The organism is Chloracidobacterium sp. (assembly GCA_016711345.1).
Classification (GTDB): Bacteria; Acidobacteriota; Blastocatellia; order Pyrinomonadales; family Pyrinomonadaceae; genus OLB17.
The window spans coordinates 1,215,354-1,236,125 of record JADJTD010000001.1 but is presented as its reverse complement, the minus strand read 5'-3'; the positions used below and the strand labels follow the sequence as shown (position 1 = coordinate 1,236,125).

General features: G+C 50.7%; 9 protein-coding genes. 5 read left to right on the top strand and 4 right to left on the bottom strand.

Annotation, left to right across the window (positions count from 1 at the left end; all coding sequences use genetic code 11):
• Window positions 1-31: 31 nt before the first annotated feature.
• The 4 genes from IPL32_05030 to IPL32_05015 form a co-directional block, all read right to left on the bottom strand.
• Window positions 32-343, bottom strand: coding sequence for a hypothetical protein (locus IPL32_05030; protein ID MBK8465175.1), 312 nt, complete (start codon window positions 341-343; stop codon window positions 32-34).
• A gap of 88 nt (window positions 344-431) precedes the next feature.
• Window positions 432-2,066: a TolC family protein gene (locus tag IPL32_05025; protein MBK8465174.1), complete on the bottom strand. Its 1,635-nt coding sequence runs from the start codon at window positions 2,064-2,066 to the stop codon at window positions 432-434.
• A 65-nt stretch (window positions 2,067-2,131) separates the two neighbouring features.
• Entirely contained in the window at window positions 2,132-5,365 is a 3,234-nt protein-coding gene (locus IPL32_05020) for an efflux RND transporter permease subunit (GenBank protein ID MBK8465173.1), read from the bottom strand.
• A gap of 9 nt (window positions 5,366-5,374) precedes the next feature.
• Entirely contained in the window at window positions 5,375-6,661 is a 1,287-nt protein-coding gene (locus IPL32_05015; protein ID MBK8465172.1) for an efflux RND transporter periplasmic adaptor subunit, read from the bottom strand.
• Between the two features lie 550 nt (window positions 6,662-7,211).
• Between IPL32_05015 and mdh the strand changes: the two genes are divergently transcribed.
• From mdh to IPL32_04990, 5 genes are all read left to right on the top strand, one after another.
• A complete protein-coding gene (gene mdh / locus IPL32_05010) occupies window positions 7,212-8,144 on the top strand; it encodes a malate dehydrogenase (GenBank protein ID MBK8465171.1) in 933 nt (310 codons plus the stop codon).
• Window positions 8,145-8,958: 814 nt separating this feature from the next.
• Window positions 8,959-14,175: a hypothetical protein gene (locus IPL32_05005; GenBank protein MBK8465170.1), complete on the top strand. Its 5,217-nt coding sequence runs from the start codon at window positions 8,959-8,961 to the stop codon at window positions 14,173-14,175.
• A 359-nt stretch (window positions 14,176-14,534) separates the two neighbouring features.
• Complete coding sequence (locus tag IPL32_05000; protein ID MBK8465169.1) at window positions 14,535-16,622, top strand: S8 family serine peptidase; 2,088 nt, start codon at window positions 14,535-14,537, stop codon at window positions 16,620-16,622.
• Between the two features lie 95 nt (window positions 16,623-16,717).
• Entirely contained in the window at window positions 16,718-17,626 is a 909-nt protein-coding gene (locus tag IPL32_04995) for a hypothetical protein (protein ID MBK8465168.1), read from the top strand.
• A 203-nt stretch (window positions 17,627-17,829) separates the two neighbouring features.
• On the top strand, window positions 17,830-20,376 hold the full coding sequence (locus tag IPL32_04990) for an EAL domain-containing protein (protein ID MBK8465167.1): 2,547 nt from the start codon (window positions 17,830-17,832) through the stop codon (window positions 20,374-20,376).
• Window positions 20,377-20,772 lie beyond the last annotated feature (396 nt).

The following is a 20,772-nucleotide window of genomic DNA, read 5'->3' as shown; positions in this document are numbered from 1 at the left end:
CAAACTGCAAATAATCTATATTGTCCAGATGTTAAAGGATATCAGAGCCCGAGGCGGATTCGTGAAAGAACAAATGTGTAAGGCGTTGTCGTTGTGATTTGCTGGGGTTGAGATCGTCCGCCAGATCTTCAAAATGGGGCAGTATCTCGCCTTCGCCGCGTTTTAGGATCTGTTCGAGGTCATGCGGAAGGGTATAAACGTATGTGTGGCCCGTGAGAAAGGCGCGGTGTTCCGTTGGGGAATTGTTGTCGTAGATCGGCACACGGTCAGGCCATTGGAGTATCTCGGCCTCTTGCGGTGCCCATAAACGAAGATCCTCGATTCGAAATTGAAACTCAGCCATTGTTTAGATTGATTACTGCTCCTTTATTATAGTTGCTTACAATCGTACAGTGCATTGAACAAGTCAAAAAATACATCGCAGCCGCATTTTATTTCGAAACTGTAACATTATTTGCCTCAAGCGTTTTACCAATAGAACGATTGAATTCCGAGACAGCTTTGTTGAGATCGGTTCGCGCCTGAAGTTCCCGTCCGCGAGCTGTGCTTAACTCGGTCTGGCGCTGCAACACAAGATAAAATGTCGTCGTGCCTGCTCGAAACTGCCTCTCTTCGCTTGCGTAAAGCTCTTCTGCTGCGGCGCGGGCATTTGTTGCGGATTCGAGACACGATTCCGCAGAGCGCAGCGTTTGCAAAGCATTTCGAACATCAGCCTCGACGATCTGTTCCTGCTGAGCACGATTATTTGCAATCTTGTCGCCCTCGACTACCGAGCGACCGAGGTTGGCCTTTGCGGTTCGATTCCGCAAGGGCAGGGAGATATTCACGCCGACATGATACGACGGATAACGCAGAGCAGCCAAATTTCCAAGTGATGTAAACAAACCTCCGACAAGTTGCGGCGGAACGCGGCTCAGACCGGTCGTGGGATTGATCGACGCGGGCGTTTCGGTACCGGAAAGGCCTTGCGATGTGTATGTTGTGACAAGATCGATCTGCGGCTTTGTTTGATTGCGAAAGAAACGCTGGTCAATGCGGTTAATGTCCGCAGTGATCTCAAGCTGGGTGATCTCGGCACGATTCCTCATTGCTTCTGTAACCGCGACATCAAGACCGATTCGCGGAACGTCGGTATTCACCGGCGTAACGGGCGTCAAAGCCCGCGACCATTCCGCCGATGTTCGGTCGGGAAGTATAAAAGTTTTCAGTACATTCTCGGCGCGCGTTATGTTTTCCTGTGCAGTATAAACCGCTTGTTCAAATGTTGAGATCTGAGCGTTCGCGGCAACTACCTCAATAGGAGCAAGCACGCCCTTTGCGGCGAGCCTTTTATTGCTCTCAAGCTGTTCCTTTGACTGTTTTAGAGTATCGATCTGCACTTGCAGATTGCGCATCGCGAACGCAAGGTCCCAATATGCCTGCTCGACTCCATACACAACCGTAACGGCTTTGAGCTTAAGCTGTTCGTCGGAAAGGTCGATGGTTTTTTTGGCGATCTGGATCGTCCGGCGGTTATTGTCTATAGACCGATTTCGCCAAAGAGGCTGGACGTATTCAAATACAAGCGACGACGGATACTGCGGATTTAGAAAGGAATTTGTGTTGCTCGTCGTCGTTCTTGAAGCGTTGAAAACCGTCGAATAATTTCCGCCGGCAAAAGGAGAAAACCCGCTCAAACCTGCAGTGGAAAAAAATCGCTTCTGCGTCACCGCACCATTTACCGCACCGCCGATCGCTGAGGCAGTTGGTGTAGTCAGGCTTTCGTAGTAATTTTCCGAGACCAAAAGCGGGTCGTAAACACCTTTTGCTCCCAAAAGACTGAAGTCGCTGATCTGTGAATCGTTTCTTGAAGCATCAATATCATTATTGTTTTTGAGCGCCATTTCGATGGCCTGCTCAAGCGTCAAAGACAACTGATTATCCAGCTCGACGCCGACTCTTTCCGAGCTTGGCAATGGGCGAGCAGGCGTGTCGAACGTCGGAGCGACAGGCATCGGAGCGTCGGGTGTTGGAGTGAACGCGACGGTGGGTGTAGTAGTTTGTGCCGCGCTATCGATGCACAGCATAAGAACGCATACGGCGAACATAACTGCCGTCAATGCTCGCTTTTTTCTATTAGCACTCAAGATCATCAATTCTTTTCTAAATGTACTGCATCTTCATCAGCTTTATTCCGCTTAAATATAGATGTTACAGATCCGAGACGACGACCGATGGATCGAAGAATGTTTGCCTCTTGCGCGTCGTCGAAAAGGGAATAAAATACCGGAACCGCTAGCAGCGTAAGAAGCAGACACATCGATTGTCCGCCGACAACTAAAATGCCGATGGAACGATTTGTCGCTGCGCCCGCTCCGCTGCCAATGACTAAAGGTATCATCCCGGCAACCAGTGCAATTGTTGTCATCAAGATCGGTCGCAGACGGTCGCGATTTGCCTGAATTATTGCGTCGTATCGGTTCATGCCTTTCGCTCGCAAAGTATTAGTATGGTCGATCTGCAAGATCGCATTTTTCTTTACTATTCCAAACAGTAGCAAGATGCCTAGCGCCGAGAATATGTTCAGCGTTTGTCCTGCTATCGCTGTCGAGAGCAAAGCAAAAGGTATCGAAAGCGGCAGCGTAATAAGGATCGTTACCGGATGGATAAACGATTCGAACTGAGCCGCCAAAACCAGATACATAAAAACGAACGAAAGCAGAAACGCCAGCATGAAAGAACTGTATGCACGCTGAAGCTCTTTTGACTGTCCCGTCACACCAGTCGAATATTCTGCTGGTAAATTCAACTGCTTTACATACTGTTCGAGCTTTGCGAGAGCATCGGATTCAGAAGAGTTTGGCGGCAGGCTCGATGAGATCGTAACAATACGCTGGCGGTTGAGACGCGGAATCGAGGACGGGCTGACGCCTTCTTCGATGCTAACCAATTTGTCGAGGCTCACTGTTCCGCCCCTCGACGACGATACGGTAAAATAGGCAAGATTTTCTCGCGTTCGGCGAAAAGGCTCATCGGCCTGTACCAAAACATCGTATTGCTTCGTGCCCGAACTGAATGTAGAAACACGCTGGCCCGCTGCGGCAATATTCAAAGCTCGCGAAATATCAGCTGCCTGAACTCCCAGATCTGCTGCCCTCACTCGGTCGATAACAAACCGCACTTCGGGCGAGCCTGTATCAATTGACGTGTCAGGGTCGCGAAACGTCGGATCCTGTTGTAATTTCGCAAGGACCTGATTTGCGTAATCGTTCAGCTTGTTTGTGTCCGGCCCGGAAATGAAATAACCGACTCCCGAACCGCCGCGTCCCAAACCGATGCTGCCTGCGATCGACGATGCCGCCGAGACCGTCACGCGATAATCTTTTGACGAATATTTCTTAACCAGATTTCGAGTTCGTGCGATCAGATCCGACTGAGAATGCTCTCGCTCGCTGAGGGACTGTAGGCTTACATTTACTTGCCCAGAATTTCCACCGCCACCGCCACCACCACCGCCGCCACCGCCGATATTGACGACGGTATCTTTCACGCCGGGCACTTGCTCACGGATGTCGCGCGCGATCCTATCGAGCATCGACTGAGTCGCCGCGAGCGATGTGCCTTGCGGCGCTCGTAAGTTCACTTGATAAAGCGACTCGTCTTCGTCCGGCAAGAACGCCATACCGACAAAGTTATAAAGCGGAGCTATCGATGCTACAGCAATGACACAAATAAGCACGATCACCCACCGAAACCGCATTGATAAATGGAGCATCCATGTATAAATGCCGTCGATCTTTCCGTAAAACCAGCCCGACTTAGAACCGCTTTCATGCTCAGAATGTTCATTTTCGCGAACGCCGTCAAGGATGATGGCGTCATCTTTTGGATCAGCACCTGGTTTATGTTTTGGCTTGATCCACCGCGCCGCAAGCATCGGTGTGAGCGTGAAGGAAACTATCAACGAAACGGCGATCGCGGCTGCCGACGTAAGTCCAAAGGACGACATAAATCTACCGACTATGCCTGTCATGAACCCAACCGGAATAAAAACTGCGAGCAGAGCCAAGGTTGTCGCAAGCACCGCGAGACCGATCTCTCGCGTGCCTTCGACGGCGGCGCGAAACGGGTCCATCCCTTTTTCTTCGACAAAACGATAGATGTTTTCGAGAACTACGATCGCGTCATCAATAACAATGCCGACCATAAGCGTCAACGCCAGCATCGTCATCTGATTGAGCGTATAGCCCATCGCTGCGATCGCTGCAAAAGCCGCAATTATCGAAGTCGGTATTGCAAGCGCAGCGATAAAAGTAGTTCTGACATTCCACAGAAAGAGAAATACGATAATGGCCGCAAAAATGCCGCCGAGGATCAAGTGTTCTTCAATTGCATGAAGCGAGGTCTCGATAAATTCAGATTGGTCGCGAATTACGCTAACCCTGACATCGTCGGGCAGCGTCGGAATGATCGCGGCCATTCTTGTTTTGACGTTGTTGATAAGGGCGACAGTGTTCGAGCCCGATTGTTTTCGGATCGCGACGGAAACCGACTGGACGCCATTGAGCGAAGTTGACGAAGTCGCGTCCGCTCCCGCTTCTTCCACTCTGCCTACGTCTTTGAACTTGACTGGAAATCCGTTGATCGTTGCAATAACGATCTCGTTAAACTCTTTTACGTCGGTCAGCTTGCTTAGCGTTCGGAGCCCGACCGTTTTCGCTCCCTCGACAAGCGTGCCGCCGGGCAGCTCTTGATTCTGCGCCGTGACGGCATTTGTGACCTGCGTGACGGAAAGGTTGTAAGCACGCAACCGGTCAGGATCAACATAGAGTTTTATCTGCTTCGAGCGTCCGCCAAAAATGACGACCTCGCCGACGCCGTCAGCAGACTCGATGCGTTCCTGTATCAAAGTCTCTGCCATGTCTGTCAGATCGGCGACCTTTCGCGGAGCGCTTATCGCATACATTAAGACCGGCTGCGAATCGGGGTCGGACTTGCGAGCGACGGGCGGATCCGCATTCTCCGGCAGCCTGTTAATAACCGTGCTGAGTTTTTGCTGGACTTCCTGAAATGCCTGGTCGGGATCTTTTTCGAGATTAAAGGTTAAGGTAATGTTCGAACCGCCGCGTGACGATGTTGATCGCATCTCGTCGATGCCGGGAACGGTGTTGAGAGCACCTTCGATAATGTCGGTGACCTCATTCTCCATTTCTTCAGGAGCTGCACCGGTATTATTTGTGGATACGGAGATCGTCGGAAGATCGATCTTGGGAAAACGGTCAACGCCGAGCGTAAAGAAGCTGAAACCGCCGACGACCGTCAAAAACATCACAATTACGGTCGCGAAAACCGGACGGTGAACACAGATCTCAGCCAGCCATTGCATAACGAGAAACTAGAAACTAACTTTTGCTCCTTCGAATAATTGGTCAAGATTGCTTGTAGCGATGGTTTCATCCGCAGCGACGCCGGATAGTATTTGATATGAGTCGCCCTCTTCGATACCAAGTTGGACAACGCGAAGTCGTGCGACATTTTCTTCGATGACAAAAACCTTGAAGGATTGCGTTGACTGGTCGTTGAAAACCGCGATCTTTGGAACGAACACAGCCATATTGCCGCCTTCGCGATTGATGGTCGCGGTGACGAACATACCTGAACGAATTGCGTTGTCACCGTTCTCTATAGTTGCTTCGACTTGAGCAGCACGCGACGCAGCATCTATCGAAGGATTGACGGCGGATACCGTGCCGGCAAATTTACGGTCTTTGTAAGCATCAACCTCGATCGAAACGCCTTTGCCTATCGAGACAGAGGGCACGTCTGCTTCGGCGATCTGTATCTGAGCCTTGATCGGATTTGTTCTAAGTACTGTCGCTACGATCGACGCCGACGAAACATATTCGCCGACCGCAACAGGACGGCTGCTGACAAAGCCTGAGAACGGAGCCAGGATAATTGTATCGGCAATCGCTCGCTTTGCGTTTGCTACTTGTGTTTGCGCAGCTTCGACCGCAGCTTTTGCGGACACAATTGCTTGATTGCTCTCGCGTGCATTATTAGCTACTGCATTTAGCATTTCTTTGGCATTGTTAGCTTTTGCTCGAGCCGTGTCGCGGGCAGTGAGGTATTGCTCATAAGCGATCATTGCAACGTCGCCTGACTGCACTAGGTCGCGATAGCGAGCCTCATTCGCTTCTGCCTGTTTCTGTTCGGCGAGTGCTAGCTGATAATTTGCATTTGCGGCGCGAACCTCAGGGATAGTCGATGCATTGAACGAACCATTTGGCTCAAGCCCAAGTTTTGCCTCCGCCTGACGAACGGCCGCGACAGCCTGCTTCACCTCAGCCTGTGAGGTTGCCAGCTGTGCTTTTGCATCTTTGTCGTCGATCTTTGCGATAGGCGAACCGCTCTGTATAAAACGGCCTACGTTCACATATACATTTGAGATCTTTCCCGCGGTTTTTGGAGCCACGTCCGAGGTTTCGTCGGCGAGCAAACTTCCTGTTGCTTTGATGGCCGATGCAATTTGCCGGGATTCGCTTTTGCCAACGGTGATAGCGATGGCAGTATCCGTTTTGCTTTGATCGGTGTTCGAGTTGCCGCGGCCAGTTCGGTTTGAGCTTTGCGAGCCGCAAGAAAGCGACCCAAGCAAGAACGCCGCGCACACAAATAGTTTCAAGGATTGATGAACCATAAAGAAGAGGGCCGATGCCCGTCACGTTAGCTGCCTGTCGGCTATCCAACTAATTTATCAAAATCTGCTGATAAACGTTGTATTCGAGCATACTTTACGAAACAGTTTCGCCCTGTGATGGATGGGGAAATTAAGCGCTACTCAGGTCATTAAGATGCCGCAAAAAATGAAAAAGTCGGTAATTTTTGCCGAGCCTAGTCATAACCATATCGTGCATTCTGTAACGGAATAGTGAGCAAAAGAGTTTCATAGTCATTTTTTTAGCAAAAAAATACTCGTATATACAGCGTTTTGTGTTTTGGTGCATCCAATAATTTACTGGCACACGCGTTGCTTAGTGATTTGTGAAGATTGGCCCTTGCCGCAAGGCGAAGGTCATTCAGGAAAAAGCCCGATGCGAAGGGGAGAGCGCATCGGGTTTTTTCTATGTGTAGAGATAATCCGATGCCGATATTTGCGGGAATTTTCTACTCAGCATAAAATAGGTTCTTTAATTACACACGCAATTAGATAACTATTTTAAGAGAGGAAAATAATGACTGGAAGAAATAAGGTTACGGTCGTCGGTGCTGGAAATGTCGGCGCGACGGCTGCTCATTGGATCGCTGCTAAGGAATTGGCGGACGTGGTTTTGGTTGATATCGTCGAGGGAACACCGCAAGGCAAATGCCTCGACCTCGCACAAGCTGCTCCAATTGACGGTTTTGATGTAAAACTTGTCGGTGCAAACAGTTACGAAGAAACGGCTAACTCAGATGTTGTCATTATCACGGCCGGATTGCCTCGCAAACCAGGTATGAGCCGCGATGATCTTTTGAAAACAAACTCAGACATCGTCGGCCAGGTTACCGATCAAGTTGCTAAATATTCGCCCAATTCGATCATCATCGTCGTTTCAAATCCGCTTGATGCCATGGCACAGGTCGCGTTTCGTCGCTCGGGTTTCCCGAAAAACCGCGTTATGGGCATGGCTGGAGTGCTTGATTCGGCTCGTATGCGTTGCTTTGTTGCTGAGGAATTGGATGTGTCAGTCGAGAACGTCACATGTTTTGTGCTAGGCGGACACGGCGACACGATGGTGCCGCTGCCGCGATATTCGACAGTCGCCGGTATCCCGATTACGGAACTCATCGCCAAAGACAAACTCGACGCGATCATCACCCGCACAGCCAACGGCGGAGCCGAAATCGTCGGCTTGCTCAAGACCGGCTCGGCCTACTACGCACCAAGCTTAGGTGCGGTCGAGATGACCGAAGCGATCCTCAAAGACAAAAAGAAGATCCTGCCCTGCGCAGTCTTTCTCGAAGGTGAATACGGCGTCAGCAATCTTTTCGTTGGAGTGCCCGTAAAACTTGGCAAAAACGGCATCGAGCAGATCATAGAGATCAGCCTGACCAACGACGAGCGCACCGCTCTCCACAAGAGCGCCGCTGCGGTTCAGGAGCTTGTCGATATTCTGAATGTATGATCTTTTAATGTTCGGTTTTCTCTAGATCTTTGTTAGAGAACAAGATTAAGGCTGCCTGAGAAGGCAGCTTTTTTTGTTTTCATTTTCTTCAAAAAAGATGGAAAGATTTTTTCAAAAAGTGAATTTAAAAATCGCGCTTGTATGGCCAATTTTAAATGTGGCACGTGCCACATTGTTGTGATTTGTTAGCAAAATCGCTGTTCTTTTCTCGAATAAGCTAAAGTGTGGGGTTATGCTGTCAGTGTTAAATTGTTGAATTTATTGTACTTGTTCGAATTGCCTATTTTCTTTTTGCCAAAAAGCCACCTTTGAGGGTCAAAAAGCCATCGGAGACCCCCCTAAAAGCCATCGGAGACCCCCAAAAAGCCATCGGGCGAAAGGCGATTTTTTGGCTTTTTTAGAAAAGTCTCCATTCAGGTTCTGTCGTTCTCTTCATTAACCTTTTCCATTCGTGTTCGTCGGTGTCCTCATTGGCGTAAATGACACCGATGGCATCTGGTTCGTCACGGCTTCGTTCACTCCTAGAGCGATTGCAGCGATCATGGAGACCACTCACACACCATTGTTATTTTCCGTCATGCCGTAAGAATCTGCTCATCGAGGAGAAATGTTCCAAAGGAAAAGCTGTTTGTTTTCAACGACATACGGCCTCTAATAACTTTCTAATAACTTTCTCATCGAAAACAAAGGACTTTTTTGGGAAGAAAACCCGAAGATGTGATTTTCAAACGTGCTTTTTATTTGAAAATGGCACCATTCGCGCCGGACAGGAACTTAACGGGTTCGCACCAAGAGATAATCAACAGGAAAAACCATGAACAAGAAATTTTACGTCGTCACATTAGCTATATTTTTGATGCTGAACTTAGCGTTGGCTGCTCGGGCGCAGTCGGCACTCGATGGTTTCGAACCTAACGCCAACGGCATAGTTCAAGTCGTTGTCGTTCAGCCGGACGGCAAGATCCTGATCGGCGGTGATTTTACCGTTGTTAAGGGTATATCACGCAACCGGATTGCACGGTTGAATCCTGACGGTTCGCTTGACGCTCTGTTCGATCCAAGTTCATCAGGCTTTGTGTCGGCCATCGCTCTACAGGCTGATGGAAAGATACTGGTTGGCGGCAGTTTTAACGGCGTCAACAGCATCGGCGGACAGACGCGCAACTACATCGCGCGTCTGGACGCGGTTACGGGCTTGGCGGACTCTTTCAATCCGAACGCGGACGGTCAGGTCAGCGCAATCGCGGTGCAGGCCGACGGCCATATCTTGGCAGGAGGACAATTCGCCAGCATCGGCGGGCAAACACGTAATCGAATGGCGCGGCTGGATGCTATTACGGGATTAGCAGATGCGTTCAATCCAGCCGTTACCGGCCTACAGGTCAACGTCATCCTGCTTCAGACAGATGGCAAAATTCTTGTCGGCGGAACTTTCGGTAACATAGGGGGACAGCCGCGCAGTCATATTGCCCGACTCGATCCGGCCACCGGGCTGGCTGATTCGTTCAATCCGAGCGCGAGCGCAGGGTTTTTTGCTGTTACAGCCTTTGCGGTGCAAGCGGACGGTAAGATTTTAGCAGGCGGCATTTTTAACAGCATCGGCGGGCAGAGCCGTAATCAAATTGCGAGACTCGATCCAGTCACAGGTTTGGCAGATTCGTTCAATCCAAACCCGGACAATATTATCCGCACGATCGCTGTACAGCCTGACGGCAAGATTCTAGTCGGCGGCGATTTCACTAACATCGGCGGACAGATACGCAACCGGATCGCGCGGCTTGACGCCGTAACCGGGTTGGCCGAGTCGTTTAACCCTGACGCATCCGCACCTGTTAGTTCCATAGCAGTACAGCCCGACGGCAAGATCCTGGTAGGTGGATATTTTGTCAATGGTATCGCCCGAGTCGAAACCAACGGCCTGCTCGACCAGACACTTAATCTAAGCATAGTCGGAACTGTGGTGTACGCCACCGCCGTTCAGCCGGATGGCAAGATCCTTATAGGTGGCGAATTTACCTCCGTTTTAGGTGTGACACGTAACGGCATTGCACGATTGAATACCGACGGCACGCTCGATACTGCTTTCGACCCAAACCCGGACTTAGGCAATAAAATCTATTCCATAGCTATACAAGCGGACGGTAAGATCTTAGTGGGCGGACGGTTCAGCATCATCGGAGGGCAGGCGCGGAATAATATAGCTCGGGTTGATGCGACAACCGGATTGGCTGATTCGTTCGCCCCGAACGCTAATAATGATGTCTTTGCCATCGCGCTACAGGCGAACGGTAAAATTCTAGTCGGCGGCTCTTTCAATGCTATCGCAGGGCAGCCACGCAACCGCATCGCGCGGCTCGATCCGGTGAGCGGAGCGGTCGATTCGTTCGACCCGAATGCGGACAATGTAGTCGATACGATCGCAGTGCAGACTGACAGCAAGATTTTAGCGGCTGGAGTGTTCTCCAACATCGGCGGACAACCTCGCCCCCGCCTTGCCCGCCTTGATGCGACGACCGGATTGGCGGATTTGTTTAGTACGACCGCTGACTTTCGCGTCCACGCAATTGCGTTGCAGCCGGACGGCAAAATTCTGGCTAGCGGGCAATTTCAAGCTATCGGGGGGCAAACGCGCCAATATTTCGCCAGGCTGGATGCCACAACAGGTTTGGCGGACTCTTTCAACCCGAGCCCAAACAGCACCGTTAATTCGATCGTTTTGCAGGCGGACGGCAAGATTTTAGCAGGCGGAGAATTCACCAGCATCGGCGGGCAGATACTTAATCGTCGCCGTATTGCCCGGCTTGATCCGACAACGGGATTGGCCGATCTGTTCAACCCGGACGCCGACGGTGGAATCCTCGCAGTTGCGGTGCAGACGGACGGCAAGTTATTGGTAGGCGGTACTTTCGTAAATATTGGTGGACAGTCGCGCCTTCGTTTCGCTCGGTTGAGTAATGACACTCCAGCTCTGCAAAACCTATCGGTCACGCAAACCACAGTGACCTGGACACGCGGCGGTTCGAGCACGAGACTCTCGCGTGTTACTTTTGAGTCCTCAACCGACAATGTTAATTACAGTTTCCTTGGCAATGGCACAGAAACTGGAAGCAACTGGGCACTGACAGGCCTGAATCTCCCTACCGGACAGAACCTATACATCCGCGCGAGAGGTCATTATCGTAGCGGCTTCCATAACGGCTCGGAGAGCATCACGGAATCAGTGCGGAATGCGTACCTCGTTGCCGGGCCGACTGCGACGGCGACGAGTACGCCGACCAATACTGCGACAGCTACACAGACGAATACTCCGACACTCACGCCAACAAATACTCCGACGCTTACACCGACGAATACACCCACAAACACGGCGACCAACACTGCGACAAATACTCCAACGCCGACGCCGACTGCGGGACCTTGCACTGTAGTTACGAATACGAACGACAGCGGCACCGGAAGTCTGCGCAACGCGATCATCTGCGCGAATGCGGCCGGAGGGGTTGACACTATCAGCTTCAACATTCCCGGCGCAGGCCCGCACACGATAACGCCGGCCACCGTTCTGCCGACAATTACCGACCCTGTAATTATTGACGGCTACACGCAGCCCGGTGCGAGCGTTAATACGCTTGCCGCCGGCAACAACGCCATACTGCTGATCGAATTGAATGGCACGAACATTTCGAGTTCTACAGGTTTATTCATTACCTGTGGAGGTTCCACAGTTCAAGGTTTGGTCATTAACCGTTTTGGCACGCAGATCCAGTTAGATAGTGTTGGCGGCAACACGATAACCGGCAACTTTATCGGCACAGACCCGTCAGGAACCGCATGGGCAACGCTCGGATCAGGAGTTCTGTCCGGCATTCTTGCTAATTCGGGAAGTAACCAGTTGGGAGGCACTAACGCTGCGGATCGAAACATTATTCTCGCAGGAAGCAACTTTTTTCAGTCACACGCTATTGAGATCAGCGGCTCAGGCAGCATCGTACAAGGCAACTATATCGGCACGAATAAAGATGGCACCGCTAAACTCGGAAATGTGGCGGTCGGCGTGTTTCTTGCCAACGCGAGCGGAAGCAATAATACGATCGGCGGCACAACCGGCACAACACCGGGCGGCGCCTGTACCGGAGCTTGCAATCTAATCTCAGGCACAAATACGGGTATCCAAAGCAACGGACCCGGATCGAACACTATCATACAGGGCAATTTTATAGGAACAAACGCTAGCGGCACTGCCGCGATAGCCAGTAGCAACAATGCCATCCGTTTCAGTTTTCTATCTGCGGGAACCGGCCACCTGATAGGCGGAACGACCGTTTCGGCCCGAAACATAATCAGCGGTAATGTTGGCCTCCCGATCCAGATAGAAACCGGCCCGACCGTAACAATACAAGGAAACTACATCGGGGTTGCGACAAACGGGACATCGCCGGTAGCCAACTTAGGCGCTGGCCTTTACCTGCAAGCCAATAATACGACGGTAGGCGGAATTATCACCGGAGCAGGCAATGTGATCGCTTATTCCGGCGGCCTCGGAGTGCAGGTTGCGGGAAGCGGGATTTCGATCCGCGGCAATAGCATCTACTCGAACAATAACCTCGGCATCGATCTGGGCTCCGATAACGTCACTGCTAACGACAATACCGACCCAGACACGGGTCCAAATAATCTGCAAAATTATCCGGTTGTGACCAGTGCCGCCATAGGCAGCACCACGGTTGGCGGTACTCTCAACAGTTCGCCGGGCCAATCGTTTTCGATAGATGTTTATTCGAACAGCGTCTGCGACCCTTCCGGTTACGGCGAAGGACAGACTTATCTTGGAACAGCGACAAGTGCCATCACCGATGGTTTGGGTAATGCAAGTTTCACCGTCACGGTGCCTGCAATTGTCGCCGGCCAGCCCATAACGGCGACGGCTACCGATGCGGGAGGCAACACATCGGAGTTCTCTCTGTGCTTCACTCCGGCAGCCAGCACGCCAACCGCGACAAACACATCAACACCGACACCGACACCTGCGGAAACGCCGTCTGTCAGCGGAACGGTTATTTATGGTAATCCGGCGTCGCCGACGACGAAGTTCATTTCGAACGCGGAAGTCAGCACCGCCGGCCTGGCCGTTCAGTACACCAATCCTCCAGGCCCGACTGCGGGACAATATACGATGACCGGATTTGAATCAGGCCTCTATATTGTCTCGGTCTCGAAATCAACCGGACAGAACGGCATTTCGTCGGCCGATGCGGCGAGGATCGCGCAGCACGTTTCGGGTGTTTCGCTCATTCCCACCGACCGCCAGAAGATCGCTGCGGATGTGACAAACAACGGTGCAATATCATCAACCGACGCAGCACAGATCGCGAGGTTTGTGACAGCGCTTGGGCCGCCTGTTGGGCTTACAAGTCAATGGCGATTCTTCGTGCCGGACGTATCACAACCGACTTTCCCAATCGGAGGATCACCGACGACGAGGTTTTACATTGATCCGACCGGCAATCAAACCGGCCAAGACTACATAGGCATTCTTGTCGGCGATGTCACAGGCAACTGGAACCCGACAGCGGCAAGAGGAGTGAACAGTGGACAGTGGACAGTGGACAGTGAAGAAAAGGACTCCGAACGGCAACCGATAGCGGTAGCGGTCCAGGAAGTTTTGACGGCAGCGGATAAGGAGATCGTTGTTCCGGTGACTGTTGAGGGCATTGCGGACAAGGAAGTGATCTCTTATGAGTTTGATTTGCGTTACGATCCTTCGATGATGCAGCCGCTTGTTGAACCAGTCGATGTTTCGGGAACTGTCAGTCGTGGACTTTCGGTGGTGACGAATGCGACTGAGCCGGGGCTTTTGAGGGTGGTTGTTTATGGGGCGTATCCGATAGACGGCGACGGAGTGTTGTTGAATTTGAGGTTTACGTCTGTCGGTGCTGTTGGTTCAGTGTCGCCGATCTCGTTCGAGCGGATAATGTTTAATGAGGGCGAGTCGCGGGTTATCGTGACCGACGGGAAGATCGAACTGTTTTAACTTAAAGCTCGATGCAGAAGCCCGCGCATCAGCGAGGGCTTAACATTCAGGTTGAGTGTTAAGCCCTTACTTACGTGCGGGCTTCTGCAAAAGAATGGCCTTACTTCGTGCGGGCTTGTGCAACTGGCCCGCTGCTTACGCAGCGGGTTCTGACACGATGTGTCTTTTTGTGGTTGAAAATCATTCAATCTGACCGATTCGGTCATTCGGATTGACTGAATTCTTTGCATTCCCAGCGCCCTCAAATTCCCGCAACCTTAGTTATTGCTTCATTTAACGCTTTGGCACGAGAGTTGAAATAGATATTCCCGACAACGGCTGTGTGCCGGAAATAATTTTGAACCTTACGAGAGGATATTATGTTCAACAAACTTAGATTCAAACAAACTTTTGCCAAGCTGGTGCTATTAGCATTATCGATCCAGCTGGTTTCTTTTAGTGTCATTGGCCAGTCGTTTAAGAACGCCAGGTCTGAAGAGGTTGCGACCGAGAAACAGATCGACCCGATCGATGAGGCTCCGCAAAGCAAGATCGCTCCGGACCTGCAGGAAAAAACTGACGACCTGTTTTCGGGCCGTATAGGCGACAGATCGGAAAAGGTAATTATCCGATACAAGTCTGACAGCAGTCTAAACGACATGTCGGGTAACGACATGAGCGACAAAGAACGAGTTCAAATGTTTGCTCAGGAAGCCGAAAGCAATCAGGAAATAGCGGGCATTCTTGTTACTGACCTTATTTCGTTGGGCGGGGGAGTTAAGGAATCCTACGCCAAGGTTGGAATGGCAAGTGCTGTGCTTCCGCTGTCGAAGATCCGGGAGCTTTCGGAGAATCCGAACGTCGCTTATGTTTCGCCTGATCTGCCAGTCCAGTCTTTCGGAAATATTACAGCCACAACCGGTAATGACAATCCAGGAATCTGGGATAACGGTGATGCCGATCCGAATACGTATCTCAATGGAAGTTTTGGGACGATGGTGGTGATCGACAGCGGCATCGACGTAAACCACCGCAATTCAAAGTGGAGCGATGGAAATGTGAAGGTCGTTTATAGTCAGGATTTCACCGGCGAAGGCGTAACTGGCGATCCGTATGGACATGGAACCCACGTTGCGTCCATGGCTACCGGCGATGGTCTCGCCAACTGGGCATACACTGGGCCGTCTGCGGGCGCATCGGTAATAAGTCTTCGCGTACTGAACGGCCTTGGTATTGGCTCCACAAGTAATCTTATAGCCGCATTGGATTGGACGGTTGCGAACAAGGCAGCAAACAACATCCAGGTCATCAACATGAGCCTGGGAACAGCCGCAAGGGACAGCTACACCAATGACCCACTCTGTTTAGCAGCACGACGTGCGGTAAACGCCGGTATCGTCGTTGTTGCATCAGCCGGAAATTTTGGCAAGAGCCTGACCGGCGAAAAACTCTACGGTACGATCGGTTCGCCGGGCATTGAGCCTTCGGTTATTACCGTCGGTGCAGCAAATACGCTGGGAACTGAGTATCGCAGTGACGATACGGTTGCTACGTTCAGCTCGCGCGGTCCGACTCGCGGATACAAAACGCTTGCAAACGGTGCAAGAAAGTACGACAACCTAATAAAGCCGGATCTCGTCGCTCCGGGAAACAAAATAATCGGGTCGCGTGCCTATCACAACGGCACGGAAAATCTACTGGCCAGAACATTGACCATGCTCCGAACCGGTACATCGACCGTCAATACTGAGAAGGTAATGTATATGTCGGGAACGTCGATGGCCGCACCGATCGTGGCCGCTGCGGCAATGAACCTAAAGCAAGTCAACAATAAGCTTACACCCAACCTGGTAAAGGCCATATTGATGTACTCGGCACAACCGCTTTCGGGCTTTAACAGTCTCGAACAGGGAGCAGGCCTACTCAACATCGATGGAGCCGTTCGCATAGCCCGGCTGGTTAAGACGACGTTGCCGACATCGAATGGGGCCGCGCTTCTATCGAAGTCACTTCCGACATCTCAGACAAGTTCCATTTGGGGCGAGACGATCTATTGGGGCAAGGGCGTCATCACCAATTTCGGTTTCCTTCACGGCAACGACCTGATGACCAAATGGCAGGGAATGTACGCCAACGGCGTCCTCGTCGGTGATGGAACGACGTTCTCAGGCAGCACCCTTACACGCTCGACAACGCTTACTCAAGGAACAAACATGACCTTGTATCAAGGTGCGATCAAGAACAATGGCGTCCTCGTCGGCGACGGCACACTTTGGCTTAGCTCTAACGCAATGGCTAGCAGCCCGACGCCGATCGTTAATTCGCAAGGCGTCCTGGTCAGTGACGGCGTCCTTGTAGGAGATGGCGTGCTGGTCGGCGATGGCGTATTGGTTGGTGATACATTCGCGACCATGGCACATCTCGCAATGGTCGGTGACAACACCGCATGTATGCTGCCAGTTCGTTAAAAGCCCATCGGTGACAGTGTTCTGTTAGGAGATGATACGCCGGGAATGCAGTAATAATATCGTAGCAAATAAATGTAATAAGGAGGATAAACAAAATGCTAAATCCAATTACTGCAAACATATACGAAACACCGCGATCTAAGATCGCACCCCATCTGATGGTCGCTCCGGATATGACGAGAGTCAGTGAGTTGCGACAGGAAGACACAAAGGAAGTTCTCAATTTCCTTAGCTTCAGGCCGGTACACACGGTGGTCATGACTAGCTGGATCACAGACAACGGTATCGTGAGCGACCTTAACAGAGGCAAATTCTACGGTTACCGGAATATATCCGGCGTGCTCGAAGGAGTTGCTTTGATCGGTCACTCGACGCTTGTCGAAGCCCGCTCGGATAAAGCCCTCAAGGCACTTGCAATCACGGCTAGAAAGGCAGAAACGCCGATCCACCTGATAATGTCGAGCGGAGACGATGCGGAAAGGTTCTGGAAGTATCTCGACGGCGGTGTGAACGCTCCGAGATTGACCTGCACCGAGGCATTGTTTGAGATCTCGTTCCCATTCGCGGTTCAAAGAAGCGAGTGGAAGATCGAGAATGCGACGATGGACCATTTGATGGAAGTCGCCGAGGCTCAGGCTGAGGTTGCGTTTATCGAAAGCGGAGTTGATCCGATGATCCGTGACCGTGAGGGATTTCTCAAACGTGTCGCTCGCCGGATACAACAAGGCCGTGTTTTCGTCGCACTCGACGGTGACAAGATGGTCTTCAAGGCAGACATTGTTGCTGAAACCGACAACACCATCTACCTAGAAGGCATCTATGTCTCGCCCGATTACCGCGGAAATTGTACCGGCTCTAAGTGTCTTTCGGCCTTGTCGCTCGAATTGCTAAACCGTGTGGAGAACATCTGCATGCTTAGCAACGTCGATTTCAAAGGAGCTCACAAGAGCTTTCAAAGGGCAGGGTATAAGAATACCGATCAATGTACGACGTTGTTCGTATAATATTGGTTCAAATTAGCTAAATGGAGAAGGTCGGGTTCCCGGCCTTCTTTTTTCTTCTTAGAAACCCGCTATTCAAGGATGAAAATAAATATTGTTTAACATTCTACCGTGTGCTACAGTAAAATCGTGTGCAGTGGCACACTGACCCACACTAACACCGCTCCACCTCTCACTCATTCTCGCTTCGCAACCCAAGATCATTGATGAATACAGCCAACAGGTTTGATGCCTCAAAGCTATTTATGCTTTTTGTGACGGCCGCAGGTCTAGCGGCCCTTGTATTCACTCTGTCTCAAGTGAATGCCGGCGAGTTGGGCGAAAGCTATTTGATATTCTCAATGGTCACGCTGCTATTTGCGTCACGTGTTCACGTAAAAATACCTCGCGTTGAGAGTCACATTTCCGTTTCGAATACGTTTGTTTTTCTTGCCATACTTCTCTACGGAGGAGAGGCCGCGATCATTTTGGCTGCGGCTGATGGATTGTTTTCTTCGCGCAAAGTAACAAAGAATCCGTTAACATTTGCCTATAATGTTGCGGTCTTTACCTTGTCAACATTTGTCACTGTTTTCGTGATACGTCTGTTCTTCGGGCAGATCAGCGATCTAAGCGGTCCTGAGTTTACGCCGAAATATGTTGGTGTAATTTGTCTAATGGGACTGCTGCAATATGTGATGAATTCAGGGTTAGTTGCCATTGCGGTCGCTCTGAGAGCAAAAAAACCGATATGGCAGATGTGGAAAGACAGCTTTCTCTGGACATCGATCACCTACTTTGCCGGAGCATCGGCTGCCGGTTTGATTGACAAGATGATCGGTCATTTTGGCCTCTTTGCGTTTTTGGCATCTGTGCCGATAGTGACGGTTGTTTATCTTACATATACTACCTACCTGAAAAATGTCGCGGCGGCCGCTAAGCAGGCCGAGCTAGCCGAAAAACATGTAGAAGAACTGTCCCATCACATAGCCGAACAAGAACGCATAAGCCGTGCTTTGAAGGAAAGCGAAGAGTATTTTCGCAATGCGTTCGACAATGCCGCCGGAATGGCCGTTATCAATCCCGATGGACAATGGATGCAGGTTAACGAATCTCTCTGCTCGATGCTCGGTTACACTGAGGAAGAACTGCTCGTTAAGGGATTTCAGGCGATAACCCATCCGGGCGATCTGGGGAACGATCTTGCAAATCTATATCAGTTGTTAGATAGAAAAATATCTAATTATCAACTCGAAAAACGCTACTGTCACAAGAGCGGTAACACCGTCTGGGTTCTCCAGAGTGCGTCTGTAGTTCATGATGCCGACGGGCAACCGCGTCATGTGATTTTTCAGATTCAGGATATTTCGGATAGAAAGAAAGCCGAAGAATCCATTCATCACGCCGCATTTCACGACGCTCTGACGGGGTTACCAAACAGGACTTTGTTTTCGGACCGCTTGAGAATGGCGGTGGAAAGAGCCAATATGTCGCCGGATTATCAGTATGCGGTCATCTTTGTTGACCTCGACCGGTTCAAGATCGTTAACGACAGTCTGGGCCATGACCATGGCGATCTACTTCTCATCGATCTTGCCCAGCGACTGTCGTCCTGCCTGCGCGAAGAAGACACCGTAGCACGCTTGGGCGGCGACGAGTTCGGAGTGCTTTTGGATGGAATAAGCTCACTTGAAGATGCAACAGCGCTCTCCGACCGCATTCAAGGCTCCCTGAATGAGCCTTTCAATCTTGGGGGGCATGAGTTTGTCTCGTCGGCATCAATGGGAATTGCCTATTCCAAAACAGGTTACCGAAGTCCCGAGGATGTATTGCGCGATGCCGATACGGCGATGTACAGCGCAAAAGCGAAAGGAAAAGCGCGATATCAGATATTTAGTAAGTCAATGTACGCGAAGGCGGTTAACGCTCTTTCTATCGAAAACGAGCTGAGACGTTCGCTAGAGAATGGGCATATCGTGCCCTACTACCAAGCTGTAATCGATCTTCAGTCTGGGGAAATCGCCGGATTTGAGGCTCTTGCGCGTTGGCTTCACCCGGAAAGAGGGTTGGTGTCGCCCGCGGATTTTGTTCCGCTTGCGGAAGAGACGGGGTTGATCGTCCCCATAGGACTCTCGATCCTTAGCCAGTCTTGCAATCAGTTTGCGATCTGGAAGAAGGAACATCGCATGCCAGACCTTTCGCTGAGCGTTAACTTGTCTGGTAAACAATTCGCCGAATTGAATTTAGTCGAATCGATCACGGCCGTTTTGATCGAATCCGGGCTGATGCCGGGATCGCTGAAATTGGAGATCACCGAGACCACTGTCATGGAAAATACTCTGATGTCTATTGAGATGATAATGAAATTAAAGGATATCGGCGTCAAGATATCGATAGACGATTTCGGAACGGGTTATTCCTCGCTCAGCTATCTTCACAGAATTCCATTTGACGTTCTAAAGGTTGACCAGTCTTTTGTAAGCCGCATGTTGATGGACAAGGAGAGCCGAGCGATCGTCAAGACAATAATCACGCTTGCTTCCGAACTGGAGAAATCGGTGATTGCGGAAGGTATTGAAGAAAATGGCCAGCAGGCTATGTTGGCCAAGTTGGGTTGCCAATATGGCCAAGGGTATTTGTTTTCGAAACCGGTTGATGCGACGTCTGCCGGACAATTACTGGCCGGCGGCTCGCCGTGGTCAGAGATTCAGACCAGCGTTTTTCACGATCACCTTGCAGACGTAACGATGATCAAAACCGGCCTAGAAATGTGATCTATGATGCCTGGCACCCTAACTGTGCGGCCGCCAGCGATTGCAGAAGCCTATTCGATTGGATTTTCTACATCCTTCCCAATCTGAACCCTTTAACTGCGATTGGAACATATAAATGCTCAGCCGCGGAGACTTCGAGCACGGTTGGAAGAACTTCTTTAAAGCGGATCTTATGGAAACACATCAATCCAGGACACTAGTTGTTTAACATAAGAAAACAATAGACAAACATTGTGAAATAGACGACAATTAAGAAGGCTGTTAATCGGCCTTCTTTTTTGCATATTTGGACAAGTCTTTCCCGTTCAACTCCTTCGCCACCATATTTTTTCAGTTCTTATGACTATAACGGCCCTGTGGGTCTGGAATGGTCTTGTGCTAGGCAGGTGTTTTAGT